General features: G+C 45.9%; 38 protein-coding genes. 3 read left to right on the top strand and 35 right to left on the bottom strand.

Annotated elements, in window-relative coordinates:
* Positions 1 to 12: 12 nt before the first annotated feature.
* From rplM to cobO, 13 genes are all read right to left on the bottom strand, one after another.
* Complete coding sequence (rplM, locus tag TRQ7_RS06550; protein ID WP_038067470.1) at positions 13 to 462, bottom strand: 50S ribosomal protein L13; 450 nt, start codon at positions 460 to 462, stop codon at positions 13 to 15.
* Positions 455 to 1,021 (bottom strand): ECF transporter S component, encoded by a 567-nt coding sequence (locus TRQ7_RS06545; protein WP_015919530.1) that lies wholly within the window; start codon positions 1,019 to 1,021, stop codon positions 455 to 457. The genes rplM and TRQ7_RS06545 overlap by 8 nt, the downstream gene beginning before the upstream one ends.
* Positions 1,011 to 1,262, bottom strand: coding sequence for a 50S ribosomal protein L27 (gene rpmA / locus TRQ7_RS06540; protein WP_015919529.1), 252 nt, complete (start codon positions 1,260 to 1,262; stop codon positions 1,011 to 1,013). Before rpmA ends, TRQ7_RS06545 begins: the two co-directional genes overlap by 11 nt.
* Positions 1,252 to 1,536, bottom strand: coding sequence for a ribosomal-processing cysteine protease Prp (locus TRQ7_RS06535; RefSeq protein ID WP_015919528.1), 285 nt, complete (start codon positions 1,534 to 1,536; stop codon positions 1,252 to 1,254). Before TRQ7_RS06535 ends, rpmA begins: the two co-directional genes overlap by 11 nt.
* The gene (gene rplU, locus TRQ7_RS06530) at positions 1,533 to 1,847 is read right to left on the bottom strand and encodes a 50S ribosomal protein L21 (protein ID WP_038067462.1); all 315 of its coding nucleotides are present in this window, start codon (positions 1,845 to 1,847) and stop codon (positions 1,533 to 1,535) included. The genes TRQ7_RS06535 and rplU overlap by 4 nt, the downstream gene beginning before the upstream one ends.
* Before the next feature lie 126 nt (positions 1,848 to 1,973).
* Positions 1,974 to 2,318 carry a cupin domain-containing protein gene (locus TRQ7_RS06525; protein WP_041844261.1) on the bottom strand — a complete coding sequence of 115 codons (345 nt, stop codon included), beginning with the start codon at positions 2,316 to 2,318 and terminating at the stop codon, positions 1,974 to 1,976.
* Positions 2,296 to 2,961 carry an RNA-binding cell elongation regulator Jag/EloR gene (gene jag, locus TRQ7_RS06520; protein WP_015919525.1) on the bottom strand — a complete coding sequence of 222 codons (666 nt, stop codon included), beginning with the start codon at positions 2,959 to 2,961 and terminating at the stop codon, positions 2,296 to 2,298. The genes TRQ7_RS06525 and jag overlap by 23 nt, the downstream gene beginning before the upstream one ends.
* A 17-nt stretch (positions 2,962 to 2,978) precedes the next feature.
* A complete protein-coding gene (gene yidC, locus TRQ7_RS06515; protein ID WP_083941432.1) occupies positions 2,979 to 4,316 on the bottom strand; it encodes a membrane protein insertase YidC in 1,338 nt (445 codons plus the stop codon).
* A complete protein-coding gene (gene yidD / locus TRQ7_RS06510) occupies positions 4,313 to 4,552 on the bottom strand; it encodes a membrane protein insertion efficiency factor YidD (protein ID WP_041844259.1) in 240 nt (79 codons plus the stop codon). Before yidD ends, yidC begins: the two co-directional genes overlap by 4 nt.
* Complete coding sequence (gene rnpA / locus TRQ7_RS06505) at positions 4,549 to 4,902, bottom strand: ribonuclease P protein component (RefSeq protein WP_041844258.1); 354 nt, start codon at positions 4,900 to 4,902, stop codon at positions 4,549 to 4,551. The genes yidD and rnpA overlap by 4 nt, the downstream gene beginning before the upstream one ends.
* A complete protein-coding gene (gene rpmH, locus TRQ7_RS06500) occupies positions 4,899 to 5,033 on the bottom strand; it encodes a 50S ribosomal protein L34 (protein WP_038067454.1) in 135 nt (44 codons plus the stop codon). The genes rnpA and rpmH overlap by 4 nt, the downstream gene beginning before the upstream one ends.
* Before the next feature lie 62 nt (positions 5,034 to 5,095).
* Complete coding sequence (gene psuG / locus TRQ7_RS06495; protein WP_041844257.1) at positions 5,096 to 5,950, bottom strand: pseudouridine-5'-phosphate glycosidase; 855 nt, start codon at positions 5,948 to 5,950, stop codon at positions 5,096 to 5,098.
* Between the two features lie 11 nt (positions 5,951 to 5,961).
* A complete protein-coding gene (gene cobO, locus TRQ7_RS06490; RefSeq protein ID WP_041844256.1) occupies positions 5,962 to 6,474 on the bottom strand; it encodes a cob(I)yrinic acid a,c-diamide adenosyltransferase in 513 nt (170 codons plus the stop codon).
* Between the two features lie 49 nt (positions 6,475 to 6,523).
* Here cobO and yihA point away from each other — a divergent pair, with 49 nt between their 5' ends.
* From yihA to TRQ7_RS06475, 3 genes are all read left to right on the top strand, one after another.
* Positions 6,524 to 7,111 carry a ribosome biogenesis GTP-binding protein YihA/YsxC gene (gene yihA, locus TRQ7_RS06485; RefSeq protein WP_041844255.1) on the top strand — a complete coding sequence of 196 codons (588 nt, stop codon included), beginning with the start codon at positions 6,524 to 6,526 and terminating at the stop codon, positions 7,109 to 7,111.
* Between the two features lie 378 nt (positions 7,112 to 7,489).
* Entirely contained in the window at positions 7,490 to 8,665 is a 1,176-nt protein-coding gene (locus TRQ7_RS09910) for an HD-GYP domain-containing protein (protein WP_343327292.1), read from the top strand.
* Positions 8,662 to 9,168 carry a DUF5317 domain-containing protein gene (locus TRQ7_RS06475; RefSeq protein ID WP_038067446.1) on the top strand — a complete coding sequence of 169 codons (507 nt, stop codon included), beginning with the start codon at positions 8,662 to 8,664 and terminating at the stop codon, positions 9,166 to 9,168. Before TRQ7_RS09910 ends, TRQ7_RS06475 begins: the two co-directional genes overlap by 4 nt.
* Here TRQ7_RS06475 and TRQ7_RS06470 read toward each other — a convergent pair.
* The 22 genes from TRQ7_RS06470 to rplX are packed head-to-tail and all read right to left on the bottom strand — an operon-like array spanning position 9,104 to position 21,859.
* Positions 9,104 to 9,970: a DegV family protein gene (locus TRQ7_RS06470; protein ID WP_015919517.1), complete on the bottom strand. Its 867-nt coding sequence runs from the start codon at positions 9,968 to 9,970 to the stop codon at positions 9,104 to 9,106. The two genes, TRQ7_RS06475 and TRQ7_RS06470, sit on opposite strands and share 65 nt — an antisense overlap.
* Before the next feature lie 3 nt (positions 9,971 to 9,973).
* Positions 9,974 to 10,918, bottom strand: a complete 945-nt coding sequence (locus TRQ7_RS06465) for an ROK family protein (protein WP_041437631.1) — start codon at positions 10,916 to 10,918, stop codon at positions 9,974 to 9,976.
* A gap of 21 nt (positions 10,919 to 10,939) precedes the next feature.
* Positions 10,940 to 12,223 carry a transcription termination factor Rho gene (rho, locus tag TRQ7_RS06460; protein WP_041844560.1) on the bottom strand — a complete coding sequence of 428 codons (1,284 nt, stop codon included), beginning with the start codon at positions 12,221 to 12,223 and terminating at the stop codon, positions 10,940 to 10,942.
* Positions 12,224 to 12,282: 59 nt separating this feature from the next.
* Entirely contained in the window at positions 12,283 to 12,678 is a 396-nt protein-coding gene (gene rplQ, locus TRQ7_RS06455) for a 50S ribosomal protein L17 (protein ID WP_041844253.1), read from the bottom strand.
* A 3-nt stretch (positions 12,679 to 12,681) separates the two neighbouring features.
* Complete coding sequence (locus tag TRQ7_RS06450) at positions 12,682 to 13,695, bottom strand: DNA-directed RNA polymerase subunit alpha (RefSeq protein ID WP_038067442.1); 1,014 nt, start codon at positions 13,693 to 13,695, stop codon at positions 12,682 to 12,684.
* Positions 13,696 to 13,700: 5 nt separating this feature from the next.
* Positions 13,701 to 14,330 (bottom strand): 30S ribosomal protein S4, encoded by a 630-nt coding sequence (gene rpsD, locus TRQ7_RS06445; protein WP_015919512.1) that lies wholly within the window; start codon positions 14,328 to 14,330, stop codon positions 13,701 to 13,703.
* Between the two features lie 12 nt (positions 14,331 to 14,342).
* A complete protein-coding gene (rpsK, locus tag TRQ7_RS06440; protein ID WP_015919511.1) occupies positions 14,343 to 14,738 on the bottom strand; it encodes a 30S ribosomal protein S11 in 396 nt (131 codons plus the stop codon).
* A 13-nt stretch (positions 14,739 to 14,751) separates the two neighbouring features.
* Positions 14,752 to 15,129, bottom strand: coding sequence for a 30S ribosomal protein S13 (gene rpsM / locus TRQ7_RS06435; RefSeq protein WP_015919510.1), 378 nt, complete (start codon positions 15,127 to 15,129; stop codon positions 14,752 to 14,754).
* A 15-nt stretch (positions 15,130 to 15,144) separates the two neighbouring features.
* The gene (rpmJ, locus tag TRQ7_RS06430) at positions 15,145 to 15,261 is read right to left on the bottom strand and encodes a 50S ribosomal protein L36 (protein WP_038067439.1); all 117 of its coding nucleotides are present in this window, start codon (positions 15,259 to 15,261) and stop codon (positions 15,145 to 15,147) included.
* Between the two features lie 18 nt (positions 15,262 to 15,279).
* Positions 15,280 to 15,504, bottom strand: a complete 225-nt coding sequence (infA, locus tag TRQ7_RS06425) for a translation initiation factor IF-1 (RefSeq protein ID WP_015919508.1) — start codon at positions 15,502 to 15,504, stop codon at positions 15,280 to 15,282.
* Between the two features lies 1 nt (position 15,505).
* Positions 15,506 to 16,258 (bottom strand): type I methionyl aminopeptidase, encoded by a 753-nt coding sequence (gene map, locus TRQ7_RS06420; RefSeq protein ID WP_015919507.1) that lies wholly within the window; start codon positions 16,256 to 16,258, stop codon positions 15,506 to 15,508.
* Positions 16,255 to 16,917 (bottom strand): adenylate kinase, encoded by a 663-nt coding sequence (locus TRQ7_RS06415; protein ID WP_041844252.1) that lies wholly within the window; start codon positions 16,915 to 16,917, stop codon positions 16,255 to 16,257. The genes map and TRQ7_RS06415 overlap by 4 nt, the downstream gene beginning before the upstream one ends.
* Positions 16,914 to 18,209: a preprotein translocase subunit SecY gene (secY, locus tag TRQ7_RS06410; RefSeq protein ID WP_041844251.1), complete on the bottom strand. Its 1,296-nt coding sequence runs from the start codon at positions 18,207 to 18,209 to the stop codon at positions 16,914 to 16,916. Before secY ends, TRQ7_RS06415 begins: the two co-directional genes overlap by 4 nt.
* Complete coding sequence (gene rplO / locus TRQ7_RS06405) at positions 18,210 to 18,653, bottom strand: 50S ribosomal protein L15 (RefSeq protein WP_015919504.1); 444 nt, start codon at positions 18,651 to 18,653, stop codon at positions 18,210 to 18,212. It abuts the gene before it with no gap.
* Positions 18,650 to 18,853: a 50S ribosomal protein L30 gene (gene rpmD, locus TRQ7_RS06400; RefSeq protein WP_015919503.1), complete on the bottom strand. Its 204-nt coding sequence runs from the start codon at positions 18,851 to 18,853 to the stop codon at positions 18,650 to 18,652. Before rpmD ends, rplO begins: the two co-directional genes overlap by 4 nt.
* On the bottom strand, positions 18,846 to 19,364 hold the full coding sequence (rpsE, locus tag TRQ7_RS06395; RefSeq protein ID WP_038067547.1) for a 30S ribosomal protein S5: 519 nt from the start codon (positions 19,362 to 19,364) through the stop codon (positions 18,846 to 18,848). Before rpsE ends, rpmD begins: the two co-directional genes overlap by 8 nt.
* A 32-nt stretch (positions 19,365 to 19,396) precedes the next feature.
* Positions 19,397 to 19,765: a 50S ribosomal protein L18 gene (gene rplR, locus TRQ7_RS06390; RefSeq protein WP_015919501.1), complete on the bottom strand. Its 369-nt coding sequence runs from the start codon at positions 19,763 to 19,765 to the stop codon at positions 19,397 to 19,399.
* 14 nt (positions 19,766 to 19,779) lie between these two features.
* A complete protein-coding gene (gene rplF, locus TRQ7_RS06385; protein ID WP_015919500.1) occupies positions 19,780 to 20,334 on the bottom strand; it encodes a 50S ribosomal protein L6 in 555 nt (184 codons plus the stop codon).
* 13 nt (positions 20,335 to 20,347) lie between these two features.
* The gene (gene rpsH / locus TRQ7_RS06380) at positions 20,348 to 20,752 is read right to left on the bottom strand and encodes a 30S ribosomal protein S8 (protein ID WP_015919499.1); all 405 of its coding nucleotides are present in this window, start codon (positions 20,750 to 20,752) and stop codon (positions 20,348 to 20,350) included.
* A 15-nt stretch (positions 20,753 to 20,767) separates the two neighbouring features.
* The gene (locus tag TRQ7_RS06375; RefSeq protein ID WP_008195018.1) at positions 20,768 to 20,953 is read right to left on the bottom strand and encodes a type Z 30S ribosomal protein S14; all 186 of its coding nucleotides are present in this window, start codon (positions 20,951 to 20,953) and stop codon (positions 20,768 to 20,770) included.
* Between the two features lie 14 nt (positions 20,954 to 20,967).
* Entirely contained in the window at positions 20,968 to 21,522 is a 555-nt protein-coding gene (gene rplE, locus TRQ7_RS06370; RefSeq protein ID WP_038067434.1) for a 50S ribosomal protein L5, read from the bottom strand.
* Positions 21,523 to 21,535: 13 nt separating this feature from the next.
* The gene (rplX, locus tag TRQ7_RS06365; RefSeq protein WP_015919497.1) at positions 21,536 to 21,859 is read right to left on the bottom strand and encodes a 50S ribosomal protein L24; all 324 of its coding nucleotides are present in this window, start codon (positions 21,857 to 21,859) and stop codon (positions 21,536 to 21,538) included.
* Positions 21,860 to 21,864 lie beyond the last annotated feature (5 nt).

The following is a 21,864-nucleotide window of genomic DNA, read 5'->3' as shown; positions in this document are numbered from 1 at the left end:
ATTCCCTCCTCATCACAATTCAATGGGTTCTGGTTTCTGAGCCTGATGAGGATGTTCGGAAGACGCGTACACTTTGAGCCTTCTGAGCATCCTTCTACCCATCTTGTTCTTTGGAAGCATCCTCTTGACCGCAAGCCATATGAGTCTTTCTGGATGCTTCTGGAGCATCTGCCTTGCGGTCATCGATTTGAGACCACCAGGGTATCCAGAGTGCCAGTAGTACACTTTCTGATCCAACTTCTTGCCTGTGAGCACCACTTTGTCTGCGTTCACAACGATCACATAATCTCCTGTGTCAACGTGGGGAGTGTAAGTTGGTTTGTGTTTCCCCATCAAAATCTTTGCTATACGTGTCGCCAGCCTTCCAAGAACCTTTCCGGAAGCGTCGACGACGTACCATTTTCTCTCCACTTCTTCAGGTTTCACCATCGTCGTTTTTTGAACAGGAAAGTATCTAGCCATTGCTGTTCCTCCCTTCTACTATTTCTAACTTGAAAATACTCGAAACCTTCTTGTAGACGAAGAAAGTAACCATCGAGTCAACCCCGAACTTCACGAGATTGAAAGCCAGAATGAACGGAAAAAACTTCAAGTACAGATCGAAAGGAGCCTTGAAGTAGAGTGGAACGATCAACGCGTTCAAACCAAGCGCAAATCCTGTTGTGAATAGAGTGGCTATGGTCATTCCCTTTATGGCCGTTATCTTGCTTTTGTTTCTATGGTAAATGAGTCCAGCCAGTCCAACAAAGGACATTCCCAAGACTGCGTTCATCGCTATTCCCACAGGATCACCGGATTTCACCAGAAAGAACAGAATATCCTTGATCAAGATTACAAGCATACCCACCTTTGGTCCCAGCAGAAAACTCACAATGAGTGCTGGGATCTCACTGGGATCGTATTTCAAAAAACTTGCCTGTGGAAATATGGGAAATTCCAGAAACATCATGAGTGTTGCAAGGGCAGAAAACACCCCAACAAAGGAGATACGCTTTATGCTGTTCACCCTTTCACTCCTCATAGACGCTCACATACTTTTTGTTGTTTTTCTGTTCGAACTTCACCCTACCATCCTTCAGAGCAAAGAGCGTGAAATCTCTTCCCATTCCGACGTTCTTTCCTGGGTGAAACCTTGTACCCCTCTGCCTCACAAGTATGTTCCCTGCTTTTACGAATTGCCCGTCTCCCACTTTAACCCCAAGATACTTTGGAAGACTGTCTCTGCCGTTCTTTGCAACACCGCCACTCTTTTTATGCGCCATTCAGAATCACCTCCACTTTAATCTGGGAAGGAAACTTCTTCTCCAGTTCTCTCAAAGATCTCACCATCGCTGCGAGTACCTTTACTTCACACGGTTCCAGTTTTTCAAATTCCACTTTCAGATAACCCGATCCTTTCTCTATTCTGGCAACCTTTTCTTCCTTCAAGAAGTTCGCCACATGCTGAGTGAGGACACTCACGGACGCACAGGCAACTTCGTTCGATGCATGGCCTTTCACTTCGAAGAAAGTATCGGTGATGGTTACTTCTATCATACCTCAATCTTTTCGATCTTGATGGCAGTATACCACTGCCTGTGTCCTTTTTCCACCTTGCTGTTTTTCCTGGGTCTGTACTTCACCGTTTTCACCTTTCTGGCTTTGGCGTGTTCGAGCACCTTTCCAACGACCCTAGCACCTTCAACATAGGGTTTTCCCACGAGCACTTCGTTGTCCTTTCTGAGAAGTACCACTCTGTCAAAAACGATCTCGTCTCCAGGTGCGTACTCCGTCTGCTTTTCGGTGTAAAGGATCTTTCCTTCCTCCACTTTGTACTGCCTTCCTGCCGTCTCCACGATGGCGTACAAAACCTTCACCTCCCATCCGCTGGTATACAGGCGCTGAAGTACGTACCCAAAAAGGGATTTTCGACGCACTTCAAGCGCCAGAGGAGTATTTTACTACTCTTTTTTTTCGTGTTCTTTAAAAAAGAATTACTCTCCGCCTTCTTTGGGTATCAAACAGAGAAACTCCACATCGCTGTCCGTGTCGTTTCTGAATCCATGAACCTCATTTGGTTCCACGTAGATGCAGTGTCCTTCTTCCGCCACTTCTTCACCTTTCTCATCCAGAACCGTCAACTTTCCCTTCAGAACGAATATTTCATGCTCCCAGGGATGTGTGTGTCTTTCTATAACGCCAGATGGCTTCACTGTGAAGAGCCTCATGACAAAATTTCTCGCTTCCTTAAGACCTATCAGAACTCGCTTTTGAACACCTTTTACACTGTCTGTGGAGATCTCCTGGGGAGCGACATCATATGCTCTCTTTAATATCATGTCTTCTTCTTCCCTCCCTCTTTGTTCCGACGTACTCTATAACAACCCGTCTGTAAGGCTCCACTCCCACCGAGTAACTCGTAACTCCCTTGTATTTCTTAACCAGTTTGTGAACCTGTCTCCTCTCGAAGGCAAACATGGGATCGAGCATCACTTTCGTCTTCTCCGAAAGGGCCTTCTTCACCGCCTCTTCAACTATCTTTTCAAGCGATTTCCTCCTCTTTTCCCTGTAATCTCCCATGTCGAGGATCACGTTCAGTTTCGTATCACTCAGTCTGTTCAGAAAAATCATCGTGATGTGCTGAAGAGCACCCAGTGTTTTTCCATGTTTTCCTATCAACCTTCCCACGTTTTCACTGTCCACGTCAACAAAGAAACTCCTTCCAGAAGATCTCACAGAAACTTTGACGTTATTATCCACCACACTCAGTATGTCTTCCAAAAACTCTCTCAATCTCCTTTCAAAATAGGACTTTTTGATTGAAACCTCAACGACGGCCTCCTTTGAAAAGAGCCCGAATATGCCCTGAAAGCCTTTTTCCAGAACGTTCACCGTGTACTCGTTTTCTTCGAGTCCGTACCTTTTGACCACCTTCTCAATGGCTTCGTTTACAGAAGGAGCTCTTTCGATGACCTTTTTCATCTAATCCCCCCTCTTCCTCAAGCCTTTTTCGGAAGTCCCAGAAGTTCCCTGGTTGTGATTCCCTTGATCTTGTACCTTCTATAAGTGTAGTAGGTAACAGCGAGTTGAATCAGCGTGTTCGTTGTGTAGTAAAGGAACAGACCGCTTGGAAGTCCCACGAACAAGAACGGAAAGATGATGGACATTATGAGACCCTGCCAAGCCGTTCTCACATCCTGACTCGTGAGAAGGGTGGTGTAGTAACTTGACACTATCGTGATCACAAGGAAAATCCAGTTGTTGGCAAAACCACCAGCTGAAAGATCTTTCCAGATGAGAAAACCACCGCTGTAGGCAAACTCCTCCACGTAATACCTGATAACAGACCACAGAAGAATGAAGATCGGCAGCTGTATGAGGAGCATCAAACATCCGCTGGCAGGGTTCACACCCGCTTCTTTGTAGAGTTTCAGGAGAGCTTCCTGCTGTTTTGCAGGGTCTTTGTATTTCTTCTTGATCGCCTCTATCTGCGGCTGGAGTTTTCTCATGTTTATGAGCGACTTTGTCTGAGCATGGTACAACGGGTAAAGTATCAGCCTGACTATCAGTGTGAACAGTACTATCGCCCATCCAAAACTCTTTGTCAGATCTTTGAGCCACCAGAAAAACCAGACAAGTCCATAGAACACAGTATCGTACCATCTGTTGAATCCAGGGATGTTTCCAAGGGCTTTCATAAGGGATTCATAATCTTCAGGAAATGCCTTCTTGATCAAGGTTCTCTTGTTCGGTCCCATGAAGACGGTGAGCCTTTTTTGACCGTTCACCTCCAGAGTCCCTTCGAAGCGAAGCCCTTCATCATGTTTGACAAGAACCAGTGTCCTCGATTTCGAGTTGAAAGAGGCAAAGTAGTTCTCCATGTATCTGTCTGTGGAGGGATCCAATGAAACTCTGGGAAGCGTTACTTCCACGGGCCTGGAACTTTCTATGTCCACAAAAAAGAGATAATTTTCATCATTTTTTATGGTGAAAATCTTCTTCACGTATCCGTAGTTGTACACGATACTCACTTCTTCTGAAAATCCTTCCGAAGTCTTTCCTTTTCCGGTTACTATCGGATCTTCGATGACAGTAAGAGGTGTTCCCTCATCGAGCACATCGAACCCATCGTTTCCGTATGTGAAAACGTGTTTTCTGCCTTCAACGAGCGTATAGTAATCCTTCAGTATGCCTCTTTCAAGATCGAAGTGATACTCCCTGAACTTGGTCAGAACAACGATTTCTTCGTCAGAGCGTGTGACCTTGATGGGTTCGATCCCGAACAGAATGAAAGGCAAGATGACAAGTAACACTGCCACGATCTTTTTCAAGATCATCGCCTCCTCAGTTTGAACGAGAATTCTTCGGGAACCGGGTCGTATCCACCTTTTGAAAGGGGATTGCAGCGAACAACACGCCTGAGGCCCAGGAAAAGACCTTTCAGAAGGCCATGCTTTTCCAGAGCCTGTATGAAGTAATTCGAACAGGTTGGCTCGAACCTGCAGGTTGGAGGTTTCAGAGGAGAGATGTATCTCTGATAGAACCGTACGATCATTATGAGCAATCTTTTCATTCCTCTATCCTCTCTAAGAGACTGAGCAACTTTTCCTGAACAACCCAGAAGTTTATACTTTCGAACTCTTCGGACAATCTCTTCCTGGGGATCACCACGATATCGAAACCTTTCGGTATTTTGTCCTTGTTTTTCCTGAACGTTTCTCTTACCCATCTTTTCAATTTGTTTCTTCTGGTCGCTTTTCCGAACTTTCTCTTCACCACTATTCCCAATCTCGAGTGATCAAGACCGTTTTTCAAGAACAGAACCACAAAATACTCGTTTTGCAGACTCTTTCCTTCTTTGAATATTGCAAGAAAATCTTTCCTGAGCCTCAGGCGTTCCTTTCTGGTGAAACGCTCGTTCATACAGTCAGTCTCCAGCGACCCTTCTTCCTCCTGTTCCTGAGAACTCTTCTTCCTCCTGGGGTTCTCTTTCTTGCAAGAAAGCCGTGTGTTCTTTTTCTCTTTCTTCTTGAAGGCTGGTACGTTCTCTTCATCTTGCCTGACCTCCCTCTTCACGGTGTCTGGAGTACCATCGATTTTTAGTATACCATATCTGTTACCTTCCAAGTGCCAGTGCTATCTTTCCGGCAAGTTTCACGTTTTCCTCAAGAAGAGAAAGGTTTGCCTTCAGAGTTCTACCACCCGTTATCTCAACAAGCTTTCTGAGAAGGTAGGGTGTTACGTCTTTCCCTTCCACTTTCAGTTCGATGTTTTCCAGAAGATGTTCGATCTCCTCTCGTGGAACTTCGTGTTCTTCTGGAACAGGATTCAGCACCATGAGAGTCTTTTCAAGTTTCAGTTCCTCCATGGTCCTGTAGATTCTCAGGATCTCTTCTACATTCTCTACTCTCTTCACCTTTTTCCCACTTTTTCTTGAGAAAAAGAGGGGAAATTCATCTGTCATGAATCCCACTACTGGTATTTCCAGAGTTTCAAGCATCTCGAACGTTGCATCCACATCGAGGATGGACTTTATACCACTGGACACAAGAATGATCCTTGAAGATGCCATCTCCGTGAGATCCTGGGAAACGTCCACTCCACCGGGATGGACACCGCCCGTACCACCCGTCACAATGATGTCTACCCCAAATCTTTTGCAGAGAAAGATGGTGGCACTCACAGTCGTTGCAGCGTTCATTCCTTTTGCCAGTGCTATCGGAATCTCCCTTGTTCCTATTTTTTCTGAACCTTCGTTCATCATGATGGTGAGTTCATCTTCATTCATTCCCAAGATGATCTTTCCTTTCAAGACACCCACCACCGCAAGCTGGAATCCCATCTCTTCGGATATCTTCTTTGCCTTTCTGAAAAGTTCAATTGCCTCTTTTCTGGGCAGACCGTGAACGAACACGGTGGTTTCCATTCCCACTGCGGGTTTTTCCTTTTCCAGCCTGTTTTCCACAACCATGGGTATCCCTCCTAGTACTCTATGCCTTTCCTTGCTCTTACACCTTTCCTGTAGTAATGCTTCACTTCTTTCATCTCCGTGACAAGATCTGCCTTTTCGATCAGCCATTCTGGTGCGTATCTTCCTGTTATTACGAGTTCCACACTTTCGGGTCTGACACTCAGCAGGTCTTCTATTTCCTCTCTCGAAAAGAAGCCAAAATAAATCGCCACACAGAGTTCATCCAGTACGACAACGTCGTATTTTCCAGAAATCAGTCTTTCCCTGGCATCTTGAAGTCCTTCCTTTGCCTTTTTTATCTGTTCTTCAGATGGTCTTCCCACGACAAATTGGGAAGTTCCGTATTGGACGATCTCGATGTTACGGAAGAACTCCTTCAGTTTCAACTCCGAAACCGGTGTTCCCTTCAGGAACTGTCCTATGAACACTCTCAAACCCGCACAGGCTGCTCTCACCGAAAGTCCAAGGGCAGCGGTTGTTTTTCCTTTGCCGTCTCCTGTGTAAACGTGCACGTATCCTTTCAACTTCATCCCTCCTTCTTTGTATGCTAGCATAGAAAGAGGGTGAGAGAAAATGGTCATAAAGGACGTGAAACTGGTCAAGGTAGCGAAAACACCGGGTGATTATCCCCCTCCTTTGAAGGGTGAGATCGCCTTTGTTGGAAGGTCGAACGTGGGAAAATCGTCGCTTCTCAACGCTCTGTTCAACAAAAAGATCGCCTACGTGAGTAAAACACCAGGGAAAACAAGATCGATAAACTTCTACCTTGTGAATTCCAGGTACTATTTTGTGGATCTTCCTGGATACGGATACGCAAAGGTCTCCAAAAAAGAACGCATGCAATGGAAAAAACTGGTAGAAGACTACTTCGCGAACAGATGGTCCCTTCAGATGGTGTTTTTGCTTGTTGATGGTAGGATACCACCTCAGGAAACAGACCTCATGATGGTGGAGTGGTTGAAAAGTTTGAACGTTCCCTTCACCATCGTCCTCACCAAGATGGACAAGGTCAAGATGTCTGAAAGAAAGAAAAAACTGGACGAACACAAAAAGGCATTTTCAAAGTATGGGGAGTACACGATTATACCAACTTCTTCTGTGACGGGTGAGGGAATAGATGATCTTTTGAATCTGATATCAACACTCCTGAAAGAAAATTGATAAAATAGTATGGGGGCAGGGGATCTTTCAAAAGCGGAGTTTCGCAGAAAGAAATGTGGTCAGCGAAGATCCGGTAACAAGCGAAGCACTGAGACTGGGCAATGAAAGGGGGGGAAGCCATGAGAAAACTCGTGAAAATAATCCTCGTTCTTGGAAGCCTCTTTGGAGCTCTGATGGCAGTGGTTGGGACCAACAGGCTCTGGTAATGTAGTATTCTTTTATCTGGCATTCCCCTGCCCCAGTGTGTAACTCATTATACTTCCCTTAAGGAGTGAGAGTGTGATAAATCAAAGAGAAAAGTCATTTCTGATTTATTCTTTGTTTGTTCTTGTTATCTATGTTGCTCTAATTTTCATTTTCAAGAACACTTTTTCCAGAATGCAAAACACGGAATTTGTTCTTTTTCTTTTTCTGATCAGTTCTATTTTCGAGATCGCAAGTATAAAGACTTTGGAGTTTACAGGAGGAAAAATAGAAACTTCTGCCAGCATGGTCGTCCACATCACAGTGGTGTTTCTTCTTATGCCTCTGGAAGCCTCTTTGATCAACGCTTCTTCGGGTATTCTATACAAGCTGATCAAAATACCCAAAGAACGATATCCAGTGAGTCGGTATATATTCAATTTTTCACAAGTTGCCGTATCTTCATATGTCTCTAGTATTGTATTTCACTCCATAGTTGGTCAAAATTTTGTGTGGAATATTCTTGCTGTAATGATATGTACAATGGTCTATTTCATCTTGAATAACCTGTTTATATTTTTTGGTGTTTACACGCTTTCTAAACAAGATCTCCGTGAAGTTCTTTCAAAGGTAATATCAGGACCTGTTTTAAGCATGGCATTATTTATTCCTGTGGTCATCATCGTTTACATTCTTTATCAATATATGGGCTTCATCGCCATTCCCGTCTCTCTTGCTGCCGTTCTTTCCATTCAGATAGGAAACTACTACAGGTACAAATACTACGAGGCAAAACTGGAACACCTGAAACTTCTTGCAAAAAGCCTGGAAGAAAAAGACAGGTACACCCGTGGACACAGCGAACGGGTAGCAGAACTTGCAAGAAAAATGGCAAGAAAACTCGGATTTTCTCCCAAAATGGTAGAGCGAATCTACAACGCAGCATTTCTGCACGATATAGGAAAGATCGGAATACCAGATCACGTACTGAAAAAACCAACCATCCTTTCAAAGGAGGAAATGGACATAGTGAAGAACCATCCGGTCATGGGTGAAGACATACTGAGGGAGGTGGACATATTCAACAACAGAGAAAGCAAGTGGGTGAGGCATCACCACGAAAGATGGGACGGCACAGGATATCCCGATAGATTGAAAGGAGAAGAGATACCCCTTCCCTCAAGAATCATAGCAGTTGCAGATGTGTACGAGGCACTCACAAGTGACAGACCGTACAGAAAAGCGCTCACGAAAGAAGAGGCAAGAGAGATCATGATGAAACAGATGAGTGGCACGGTACTCGACCCAGATCTCGTCAAACTTCTTTTTGAAATACTCGACGAGGAAGGAGAGGAGGAAAAAGAAAAATGATGGTTGACGTGTTCATCATTGCATTGATCCTTTCACTGATAACTGGCAACATCAAAAACATCCTGAAGTACAACTACAGAGGGCTTTATCTTTTTGCCGTTCCGTTTTTCCTTCAGTTTCTCCCCTGGAAAGAGATCACCGTTCCTGTTTCCTTTTTCATGCTGTTTCTTTTCTTTGTATGGAACAGAAACCTGCCTGGCTTTAAACTCATGGCAGCAGGTGCTGTTTTGAACGGATTCACCATGAGTGTCAACGGTGGAAAGATGCCGGTTTGGGAACCAACACTCAGACTCCTCAATCTCGGCCTGGATTTCAAACACAGTGTGTTCACCGAGTTTTCCTGGAAAACGATACTGGCAGATTACATCCCCGTTTATCTTCCGTGGGGAAGAAGGTTTGTGATAAGTCTGGGAGACATCCTGGTGTTCATCGGTGTTTTCATTTTCTTCGTTCTAAAACCTCGATTCCAAAACCAACCGTCCCAGGTCCCACATGGGTCGTGATGACTTTTCCCATGGGTGAGATTATCTCATCCACAACCTCATACTTTTTCCTGAGAGTGTTCAGAAGTTCCATGACCCCTGCTTCGTTGTCTGCATGAACACCTATCACCCGAAGTTTTGAGCCTTCCGGTGTATCTTCTCTGAGTTTTTCGATGAGAGCCTCAATGGCCTTCCTGTCACCCCTTACCTTCCTGTAAGGTATGAGTTCTCCGTCTTCGATATGAAGACACACTCTTATTTTCAGAAGATTCCCAACAAATCCCTGGAATTTGCTCACCCTTCCCCCTTTGACCAGGTAGTTGAAATCCGAAACATAAAAGATCGCTTTGAAATCACTGCTTTTCATTCTCTCATCGATCCTTTTCAAAACTTCCTCAACAGTTACTCCTTTCTCCAGCATTTCCCTTGCCACCCGTGCTGGAAGTGGAATGGCACCGGATGCAAGCCGAGTGTCAACGACGTGTACAGGTATATCAACTTCTCTGGCTGCAAGAACAGCGGAGTTATACGTTCCAGAAAGTTTAGAGGATATGGTGAAAACCAGTACAGTATCGTATCCTTCTTCCTGATATTTAAGGTACTTTTTCTTGAAATCCTCCACGCTCGGCTGAGAGGTCTTTGGAACACTGCTTGCTTCTTTTATCCTCCTGTAGAAGTTCTCTATTTCTTCAGGGGTTCTTTCGTCTGGCTCGGACGTTCCATCCTCCCATACCACGTAGAGAGGTATGCTGTCCATGTCGTACTTTTCCATCCAGGAAAAGGGAATGTCAGCAGTGCTGTCAACGAGAATCTTTACCTTCATGGTTTAGCCCCCCGTCCTTTCCTTTATTATCGAGGCTGCACCGAGGATCCCAGCGTCCTCCACCAAAGGACTTGCCACTATTTCATAGGTTCCCACGAAAGAGGGCATGATGTAATCTATTACCTTCTCCTTCAAAGGATCGAACAAAACGCTTCCTGCCCTGGAAATACCCCCACCTATGATCACTATTTCCGGGTTGAATATATGAATGTATCCAGCCACAGCTCGCGCCAGTGCGTCCACCACCCTGTCTCTTATCATGAGGGCAAAACGATCTCCCTGCCTTGCAGCGTCGAAAAGATGCTTGGCGTCTGCCTTCTCTGGAGAGCCTGCCAGTTTGTAAACCAGAGAATCACGGTACTTCTTGTAGCCTTCCCTGAGGAATCTTCTTATCGCCGTTGCAGAGGCTACCGCTTCAAGACATCCCCGTGTTCCGCAGTTGCACATGGGACCGTTTGGTTCCACAACAACGTGTCCCAGTTCTGCTCCTATTCCGTCTTTTCCTGTAAGAAGCTGGCCGTGAGTGATGACGCCTCCTCCGATTCCCGTTCCAAGTGTCAGGGCAACTATGTGGTCATGGCCTTTTCCAGCACCGAACCATTTCTCACCGAGAACGAAAGCGTTTGCGTCGTTTTCGAGGAAAGCTTTCTTTTTTGTGAGTTTTGATATCTCCTGGGTTAGGGGAACGTTGTGCCAGTCTGGAAAGTTCGGAGAGAACCTTACAACTCCGTTTTCTCTGTCTATCGATCCGGGAGAACCTATTCCAACATAAGGAGCATCCTCACCGTCAGATACCTCAAGAATTGCCTCTGCAATCCTTCTGATCACATCGTCTTTTCCGTTGTCAACAAGCGTATCGCGGGTGATTTTCTTCAGGATCTTTCCGTCTTCGGTGACCAGACCTACAGAGAATGTTGTTCCACCGAGATCAACACCTATCAGTTTCAACTCCAGCACCTCCTGGCATGATCAATACCTTGCTTTTTCCTTGTCTATCAATTTTAAGAATTCCTCGTTTGAGGATGTTTCAGCAAGTTTGTTAAGGATCAATGTCAATCCCTCTTCCTCTGTCATTGCAGAGAGCATTCTTCGAAGAAGCCAGACTTTCTTCAATGTCTCCTCGTCCAGGAGAAGTTCTTCTCGCCTGGTTCCAGAGAGGAGAAGATTGATGGCAGGGAATATTCTCTTGTTCGCCAGCTGCCTGGAAAGAACGAGTTCCATATTACCTGTTCCCTTGAACTCTTCGAATATAACCTCGTCCATCTTCGATCCGGTCTCCACCAGGGCGGTGGCAATTATCGTGAGACTTCCACCTTCTCTTGTGTTTCTTGCTGCTCCAAAGAATCTCTTTGGCTTGTAAAGAGCTGCGGGATCCACACCACCGGTCAGGAGCTTTCCACTCGGGGGAACAACTATGTTGTAAACCCTTGCAAGCCTTGTCAGACTGTCAAGGAGAATAACCACATCGTAGTTGAACTCAACCAGACGCTTTGCCATCTCGAGAGTGAGCTCTGCAACCTTCACCTGCTTGTCAGGAGGCATATCAAAAGGAGCCGCTATGACTATGGCATTCGTGGATTCCTTTATGTCTGTCACTTCCTCAGGCCTTTCATCAACAAGTAGTATGATTCTTATGGTATCTGGATGGTTCTCAGCTATGCCGTTTGCTATCTCTTTCAGGATGGTGGTTTTTCCCGCTTTGGGCGGTGCGACGATCATTCCCCTCTGACCTTTTCCAATGGGTGCGAAAAGATCGATGAGTCTTGTGGAGAATATCTTCGGATTCGTTTCAAGAATGAATCTCTCTCTCGGGTAGTCTGGTGTGAGATTGTCGAAATTCACCCTTTCACTTGCAGCTTCAACTGGACGGTAGTTTATGGCTTCGATTTTTATCATGGCAAAATACTTTTCTCCCTCTTTTGGTTTCCTTATGACACCCGATATGATGTCGCCCGTGTTCAGGTTGAATTTTCTGATCTGAGAGGGAGAGATGTATATATCATCGTTGCTTGGAAGCAGGTTGTCCTCGATGCGTCTGAGAAAACCAAAACCCTCTGGATGTATCTCCAGAACACCTTCACCGAAGAAATAACCGGAGGATTCAGTCTGCGCTTTCAAAATTGCGAATATGAGATCTCTCTTTCTCAGAGAGGTGTACCGAGGAATACCCAGTGATTTTGCTATCTCGTAAAGCTGCTTTATGTTCATCGATTCCAGCTCGGATATACTGATGGTTTTCTGCTCTTCTGGCAACTTTTCACCCCCTAGGAACTGGTGGAAGGAGGAAAAGGCGGGAAAGAAAAAAGGAGGCATCAGCCCTCCTGACTGGATGCCTCCACCAGCTGAACGAGTGACATCTCGGCGGCGTCTCCCCTTCTGAAACCTATTCGGATGACTCTCACGTAGCCGCCTCTCCTTCCAACGTAGTTTTTCGCTATCTCATCCACCAGTTTGTTCGTAAGCCTTCTATCTCCAAGCACTGCATTGATCTGCCTTCTCAAATGAACACTTCTTGCTTTATCTTCAGTTGTGGCGGCTTCTATGGCTTTGCTGACAAGTTTGTCCATGAACGTCTTCAATGCCTTTGCCTTGGCCGTGGTGGTCACGATGGACCCGTGCTCAACAATCTCTCTTGAAAGATTCCTCAAAAGACTTCTTCTGTGACTACCGTACCTTCCCAGTTTGTGTCTCTTCATTCTGTGCCTCATCTTTCATTCCCCCTTCCTGAGCTCGAGTCCGAATTTTTCCTTTAACTTCTTTTTAACCTCATCAAGAGACTTCTGACCGAAGTTTTTGATCTTCAAGAGTTCATCCTCTGTCTTGCTCATCAAATCGCCTATTGTTTCTATCTTTGCCCTCTTGAGGCAGTTCAGAGATCTGACAGACAGCTCAAGTTCGTCTATTTTCTTGCTGTACACATCGAGGTTTTCGACGCTTTCCTGATCCTCGCCCTCGACAGCGGTCAAGGCTTCTTCCTCATCCTCTTCCGTGATTATGTACTCTTCGGATATCTTCATTTCCGGAAGGCCTTCCATAACGATCCTGAAGTGGTTTATCAAAATGTCGGCTGCTTTCCGTAACGCTTCTTCGGGTCTTATCGACTTTTTCGTCCACACTTCGAGTATGAGTTTGTCGTAGTCCGTCCTCTTTCCCACACGCACATTCTCCGTTAAGAAATTCACTTTCATAACCGGACTGAAGACACCATCGATCGGTATCCATCCCACTTCAGGCCTTTCATCCCTTTCTGAGACCGGAACGAAGCCTTTTCCGACCTCAGCGTAGATTTCAAAAAAGAGATCTGCCTTCGAATTCAAAGTTGCTATGTGGAGGTCTGGATTCGCCACCTCTATACCGGCGGGTGTCTTTATGTCACCGGCCACGAGTTCTCCTGGACCTTTCTTTTCCACTTCCATTTTGATTCTGTCCTTGACGGTCACGTTCACACGGAACTGAACCTTTTTCAGGTTCAATATGATATCGAGTATATCCTCCTTTACTCCTTCGATGTAATCGTACTCGTGATATTTTTCAGGCTTTATAAACCTTACTCCGACGATTGCAAGGGAGGGTATGGAAGAAAGAAGAACCCTCCTCAATGCGTTTCCTATGGTAATGGCGTACCCTCTCTCAAGTGGAGAAAGCGAGAACCTGGTGTAGTAATAATCTTTTTCTTCCCGCTCTTCTTCCACCTTCAACTTCTTCGGCATTACAAACTCTACCATTTTCATCACCTCGAGTAGAATTCGATAACAGTCTGCAGATCGACCGGAAGATCTGTGACTTCTTCAAGACGTGGATACCTCAGGAAGGTTCCTTTGTAGTTGTCGAAATCAACCTCTATCCATGGCACCGTGTTTCTTTCCCTGTTGAACTCTATGGCTTTCTTGATCACTTCTATGTCCCTGCTCTTTTCCCTGACCTCCACCACATCGTTCGGTCTCAGAAGATAGCTTGGAATGTCAACCTTTTTCCCGTTTACGAGGAAGTGTCCATGGTTGACGAGCTGTCTTGCCTGTCTTCTGTTGATAGCAAAGCCCATCCTGTACACGACGTTGTCGAGCCTTGCCTCGAGAAGTTGAATCAGGTTTTCTCGCGTGTCGCCTGCTCTCTTCATAGCTTTTTCAACGTACCTTTCGAACTGCCTTTCGAGGATGCCGTATATTCTCTTGACCGTTTGCTTGGCTCTGAGCTGTATTCCATACTGAGTGAGCTTACTTCTCCTCTGGCCGTGCTGTCCAGGAGCGTAGGGTCTTCTATCGAAAGCACACTTGTCCGTGTAGCATCTTTCACCTTTGAGGTAGAGTTTCATGCCTTCCCTTCTGCAAAGCCTGCAAACAGGTCCTGTGTACCTTGCCATTTTCTTCCCTCCTTACACTCTTCTCCTCTTTTTGGGTCTGCAACCGTTGAAGGGAATAGGGGTAACGTCTTTTATCTGGTTGATTTCAAGGCCCGCTCCTTGAAGTGTTCTGATGGCAGGTTCCCTTCCCGGACCGGGTCCCTTGACCAGAACATCCACCCTCTTTATTCCCATTCTGAGGGCTTCTCTTGCCACCTTATCAGCGGCCAGCTGAGCGGCATACGGTGTTCCCTTTCTGGTCCCCTCGAAACCGACGGTGCCTCCACTGGCCCATGTCAGAGTGTTTCCATCCTTGTCTGTGAGAGTGATGATGGTGTTGTTGAAAGTGGACTTTATGTGGACAACGCCATAATCGAAACTGAGTTTTTTCTGTTTTTTCCTGGTCGATGTCCCTTTCTTTCTGGCCATTCATTTCCCTCCCTCATGAAGACTTCTTTTTGGTCTTTATCCTGCTGGGCCTTGGGCCCTTTCTGGTTCTTGCATTGGAACGGGTCTTTTGACCTCTAACCGGAAGACCGAGTTTGTGTCTTATGCCTCTGTAGCATCCTATTTCTATGAGCCTTCTGATGTTTCTCTCTACCTCGCTTCTCAGCTCACCTTCGACCTTGAAGTGGTCCTGTATGTACTTGGTTATCTTGCTTATTTCTTCATCGGTGAGTTCACCAACTCTTTTGTCTGGATCCACACCGGTATTCTTCAATATCTCAAAGGATCTGCTCCTGCCGATTCCGTAAATGTAGGTCAGTGCAACCCAGACTTTCTTGTTGTTGGGTAGCTCGACACCAACGATACGAGCCATTCATTTCCCTCCTTCTCAACCCTGCTTTTGATTGTGTTTTGGATTAACCTTGCAGACAACATAAACTCTCTTTTTCCTTCTGATTATCTTGCAGTGCTCACATCTTTTCTTCACAGAAGCTCTCACTTTCATATCACTCCACTCCTTTCGTTACTCTGGTTTTTTTCTATAAACGATTCTCCCTCTGGTGAGATCGTACACAGAGAGTTCGACAACAACACGATCACCCGGTACCAGCCTTATGAAATGCTTTCTCATCCTGCCGGACACGTGGGCCAAAACCTTATGACCATTGTCTAATTCTACTCTAAACATGGCATTTGGTAAAGCCTCTATTATCGTACCTTCCATCCGAATGACATCTTCTTTTCCCATTTCATCCCTCCCTGGTCAATATCTCTGCCCCATCTTCTGTGATCAGCACGGTATGTTCAAAATGAGCACATCTTGAACCATCCACAGTCACCGCGGTCCATCCATCATCTTTCACTACAACCCTCCAGTCTCCCTCACTCACCATGGGTTCTATGGCCAGTGTCATTCCTTTTCGAAGAGCGATTCCCGTTCCCGGTGTGCCGTAATTTGGAACCTGAGGATCTTCGTGGAGTTCTCTGCCTATTCCATGTCCCACATAGTCCCTTATAACGTTGAAGCCTGCTGATTCGACGAATTCCTGTATACAGTGAGATACATCTCCCAGTCTGATTCCAGGTTTTATGATCTTTATGGCTCTTTCGAGGGCTTCTTTTGTCACCCTCACCAGTTCCTTTCCTCTTTCATCAGTCTCGCCGACTATGTAGGTGATTGCTGCATCTCCGTAAAGTCCCTGATACGCTGCTCCTACATCGATCGACACGATGTCTCCTTCTTTGAAAACTTTTTCCTTCAACGGTAAACCATGGACGACCTCTTCGTTCACCGAAACACAGGTTGCATATTCGTATCCGTTGTATCCTTTGAAAGCCGGTTTCACCCTGTACTTTTTGAAGACCTCCAGAACAACCTTTTCAACATCCCACGCTGTCTTTCCAGGAAGGACCACTCTTTTTGCCTCTCGCAGGGCAACCGCTACTGCTTCTCCGGCACGTTTCATTTTCTCGATCTCTGAGGGTGTCTTTATCCTTATCATTTATCACTCCACCCTATTATTTTGAGTACCTCGGCAACCACGTTGTCGATCCCTATCGTGCCGTCCACTCTTTTGAGGATACCCTTTCTCCCGTAATAGTCTATCACGGGTTGTGTTTTTTCGAGGTAAACCTTGTATCTGTGTCTAACCGTTTCCTCTTTGTCGTCGTCTCGCTGAACGAGTTTCACCTTACAGTCATCGCACAGCTCGTCCTCTTTTGGTGGAAGTGAAATCATGTTGTAGATTCTACCGCACTTTGGGCAGATTCTTCTCGAGGTGAGCCTTTGGACAACCACGTCCTCTGGAACATCAAAAAGCACGGCAGCTGTGAGATGTTTGTTTTGAGATTCCAGGAAAGAGTCGAGAAACTCCGCCTGGGCTACGGTCCTTGGATACCCATCCAGAATGAACCCCTTTTCACAATCTTTCTCTGAAAGTCTTCTTTTCACAACCTCGTTCACCAGTTCATCAGGAACCAGTTCTCCCTTTTCCATTATCTCCTTTATTTTCTTTCCAAGTTCATCGTTTTCCTTCTTCACAATATCTCTGAAGATGTCACCGGTGGATATATGGGGAATACCCGTCTTTTCCTGGATTCGTTTTGCGTACGTACCTTTTCCGGCCCCTGGAGGTCCGAGAAACACCAGATATGCCATCATCTTCTCCCCCTTATTCTACCTTTTTTGAGGAAACCTTCGTAGTGTCTCATCACCATGTGTGTCTCCATCTGCTGAATTATGTCCAGGGCAACTCCAACAGCGATCAGAGCAGACGTTCCTCCGATCCAGACATTCACTTTTATGGCTCCCTGAACCAGATACGGAAGAAGCGCTATAACGACAAGAAAGATGGCTCCAATGAACGTTACTCTGTTCAGAACCCTGTGGAGGTACTGCTCGGTTGGTCTTCCCGGTCTCAGACCAGGAACGTATCCTCCGTATTTTTGAATGTTGCTGGATATTTCTCTGGGATCGAATATCACAACACTGTAGAAGTAGGTGAAGAAGAAAACGAGCAGACCGTAGATGAGCAGATAAAGGAATCCTCCTGCTCTAAAAAGACTCTTAAGGGTTTCGCTGTTCGTTATGGAAGCAATTGCCGATGGTATCGAAACAATGGCACTGGCAAAGATTATCGGTATCACTCCACCCTGGTTCACCTTTATGGGAAGATAAGTGCTCGCTCCTCCATAAACCCTTCTTCCAGTGACCCTTCTTGCATACTGGATGGTGATACGCCTTTCTGCCTGCTGAACAAGGATGATACCAAAGACGGTGATGAGAGCAATCGCTATCAGAAAGATCCATTCCAGTATGTTGAGACCACCAAGATATGCCCTTCTGATGTAACTTGGATACCTTGCTACTATCCCAGCGAAGATCAGAATGGATATGCCGTTACCTATTCCTCTTTCAGTGATCCTCTCACCGAGCCAGAGCAAAAACATCGTTCCTGCCAGCATGGACATGGTGGAAAGGATGGTGAACTGAAGCGCATTCACGCCGGGAGCCACCATATCCGGGTTAGATCTGGCAAGGGAAAATGATATGAAGAACGCCTGGAAACCTCCTATCAAAAGTGTGAGGCGCCTTGTGTAGGCTGCGAACTTTTTCCTTCCCTCTTCACCCTCTCTGAGCATTTCTTTCAATGAAGGCATAACAGATGCAAGGAGTTGAAGTATGATCGATGCGGTGATGTAAGGTGTGACGCTCATGGTGAAAACAGAAAACCGACTGAGAGCACCTCCGGTGAACACATCGTAGAAACTGAGAATCCCGGCAACACCAGCTGTTTCTGCTATCCTCCTGAAGATTTCCCCCCACGCTTCCAGATTCAAACCAGGAACGGGGATATAGATCCCCATCCTGAAGACGATCAAAGCGAGAAAGGTGAAGATTATCCTGCTTCGCAATTCCGGTATTTTGAAAGCGTTTCTAAGGGCTTGCCACATTTATATCACCTCAGCCTTACCACCGACGCTTTCTATCTTCTCCAGTGCACTCTTGCTGAAGGCGTGTGCCTTGACTATGAGAGGTTTGGTGAGTTCTCCGTCTCCGAGTATCTTTATTCCATCCTTCATATCCTTTACGATTTTCCTTTCAAGGAGTTTTGCGGGAGTAACTTCCTCGTTTGCCTCAAACTTTTCCTCGAGCACTTTGACGTTCACAACAGCGTAAACTTTCTTGTTTATATTCTTGAAACCTCTTTTTGGAAGCCTTCTCTGGAGAGGAGTCTGCCCTCCTTCAAACCAGGGATGTACCTTTCCTGTTCCCCTTGCTTTCTGTCCTTTGTGTCCTCTTCCACTGGTTTTTCCGTGACCAGAGCCCGGACCTCTTCCCACTCTCTTTCTCTTTTTCATCGAACCAGGAGTTGGCCTCAGATCCTCAAGCCTCATGCTTCGTTACCCCCTTCCTCGACCTCTTCCACCTCTACGAGGTGCCTTACTTTTCTTATCATTCCCCTAATCTGCGGGCAATCGTCTTTGATAACCACCTGATTCATCCTTCTGAGCCCCAGCCTCTTCACCGTGTCTTTTTGATCCCAGGGATAGCCAATGGGACTTTTCACAAGTTTTATTTTCAACTTCTTAGGCATTGCCCTCCCTCCTTACACCTCTGTACACCTCTTCGACTGTGATGTCTCTGAGTTTTGCTACCTTTCTTGGATCGAGAAGTTCTTTCAATCCGTTTATCGTGGCCATCGCCAGGTTCAGCGGATTCGTAGAACCGAGTGCCTTCGTGAGAATGTTTTGAATTCCAGCAAGTTCAACGACCGCTCGAACTGTTCCACCCGCTATGATACCCGTACCCGGCGCAGCGGGTTTCAGAAGAACTCTGGAAGCATCCTGTCTTCCGATCACTTCGTGGGGAATCGTTCCATTGATAACGGGAACTTCTATAACGTTCTTTTTTGCATCGGCAATCGCCTTTCTGATGGCTTCTGGAACCTCTCGGGCCTTGCCTATACCAAGACCAACTTTACCGTTTTTGTTTCCAACAATAGCAACCACTCTGAAACTGAGATTTTTTCCACCTTTTGTAACCTTGGAAGTTCTTCTGATCTCTATTATCTTTTCTTCAAATTCTTCGTATTGGATCTCCCTCATGACTTCCTGTGTTTCCACAGTATCACCCTCCTTTAGAATTCGAGTCCAGCTTCTCTGGCACCATCCGCCAGGGCCTTGACCCTACCGTGATACTTGTATCCTCCCCGATCAAACACGACTTTCTTTATTCCCTTCTCGATGGCTCTTTTTCCTATGAGAAGCCCAACCTCTTTTGCTGCCTCGATGTTCCATGTTTTCTGAAGTTTTTCCCTGAGTTCAGGGTCGAGCGTTGAGGCGGAAACAAGGGTATGCCCTATCGTGTCGTCTATGATCTGAGCGTATATGTGCTTGTTACTTCTGAACACACAGAGTCTGGGTCTTTCGGGAGTGCCAAAGACCTTCTTTCTGACTCTCCTGTGTCTTCTGATTCTTCGCTCGTTCCTGGACTCCTTCTTTATCATACAACAACCCCCTTTTATGCTTTCTTACCTTCCTTCTGTCTCACCACTTCACCAACGTACCTGATACCCTTGCCGGTGTAAACGTTCGGTGGTCTGAACGCTCTTATCTCGGCCGCCACCTGTCCTACCCTCTGTTTGTCTATGCCGGAGACAACGATTCTGTTCGGTGCCGGAACTTCTACCTTCACATCGCTCGGAATCTCGTAGACGACAGGGTGTGCATAACCAAGGTTCATTACAAGGGTATTTCCCTGGAGTTGGGCCCTGTAACCTATTCCCACTATTTCGAGCTCTTTTTTGTAACCTTCTGTTACACCGATCACCATGTTCCTGATGAGAGACCAGTAAGTCCCCTGGAACATCTTCACTTTTCTCCAGTCGGACTTTCTCCTGACTTGAGCTTCGTTTGGCCTTATCCATACCTTTCCATCTTCAATTTCTATCTTCACATAAGGAAGAAAGTCTTGTGTCAGTTCCCCCTTGGGGCCTCTCACTTTAACGGTACCATCGTTTACTTCCACAGTGACACCCTGGGGAATGTTTATAGGCTTTTTTGCGAGTCGAGACATTCAAGACACCTCCTCACCAGACGTAAGCGATTACTTCTCCACCGACTCCAAGCTGACGTGCTTCTTTGTCCGTGAGAACACCCTTAGAAGTTGTGAGTATGGCTATTCCAAGACCGTTCTTCACCTTGGGTATATGGTCTTTGTCAACGTAGACTCTTCTTCCTGCATGAGAAACCCTGACAATCCCATGGATAACCCTTTCTCTGTTTTTCCTGCCGCCTTTGTATTTGAGATAAACTCTCAGTATACCCTGTTTGCCATCTTCGATGTATTTGTAATCGGCTATGAAACCTTCCCTCTTCAAGATTTCACATATCTTCCTTTTGAGATTAGAAGCGGGTATGTCGGTGTATTCTTTGAAAACCATGTTTGCATTTCTGATCCTCGTTAGCATATCGGCGATTGGGTCACTCCACACAGCATCATCCCTCCCTTACCAGCTTGCCTTCCGAACACCAGGGAGCTTTCCTTCCAGAGCAAGTTTTCTAAAGCAAACCCTGCACAGGCCGAATTCTCGATAAACTGCCCTTGGACGTCCACAGATGTGGCATCTGGTGTATTCACGAACCTTGTATTTTTTGGGTTTCTTCCATCTTTCTATCATCGCTTTCTTGGCCATTCATCTCACCTCCATTATCCTTTCTTGAAAGGCATTCCAAAGAGTTCAAGCAGTCTTCTGGCTTCCTGGTCCGTCTTGGCAGTTGTGACTATGGTTATGTCCATTCCCTGAATCCTTCTCACTTCATCGGGGCTTAGTTCTGGAAACACCAGCTGTTCAGAGAGGCCAAAGGAGTAGTTTCCTCTTCCATCGAAAGAGTTCGGATCCAGTCCCCTGAAGTCTCTCACCTTTGGAAGAACGATGTTTATGAGTTTGTAGAGAAAGTTGTACATCATGGCTTTTCTGAGAGTAACCTTGAGACCTATGGGCATTCCCTTTCTTATCTTGAAGTTGGATATGCTTTTTCTTGCCCTGGTAACAACGGGCTTTTGCCCGGTGATCTTTGCAAGTTCGTTTGCATGTCTTTCTATGATATCGTAGTTTCTGGATCCTTCACCGATTCCCATGTTAACAACGATCTTGACCAGTTTGGGCACCTGATGAATGTTCTTGTAGTTGAACTCCTTCATCAAAGCCGGAACAATTTCCTTTTCATACTTTTCTTTCAGAGGAACGTATTCGAATCTCATACCGATTCCTCCCTCAGTCTTTGTCAATGATCTCACCACACTTCTTACAGTATCTCACCTTTTTTCCATCTTCGGTAAACCTGTATCCCACCCTTGTTCTCTTGTCACAGGCGGGACAGACAACCATAACTTTGCAGGCATAAATTGGTGCTTCTCTCTCTATGATTCCACCTTCTCGAAGCTGTGGAATGGGTCTCTGGTGCCTCTTTACCATGTTCACACCCTCGACTATCACCTTGTCCTCCTTCGGCAAAACCCTGAGCACCTTTCCTCTCTTACCTTTATCTTTCCCGGAGATTACCTCAACCAGATCTCCCTTTTTTATCCTCATCCTCATATCAC

It is taken from the genome of Thermotoga sp. RQ7 (genome assembly GCF_000832145.1).
Lineage (GTDB): Bacteria > Thermotogota > Thermotogae > Thermotogales > Thermotogaceae > Thermotoga > Thermotoga neapolitana.
The sequence above is the reverse complement of the archived record's forward strand: the minus strand, read 5'-3'. Positions and strand labels throughout refer to the sequence as shown.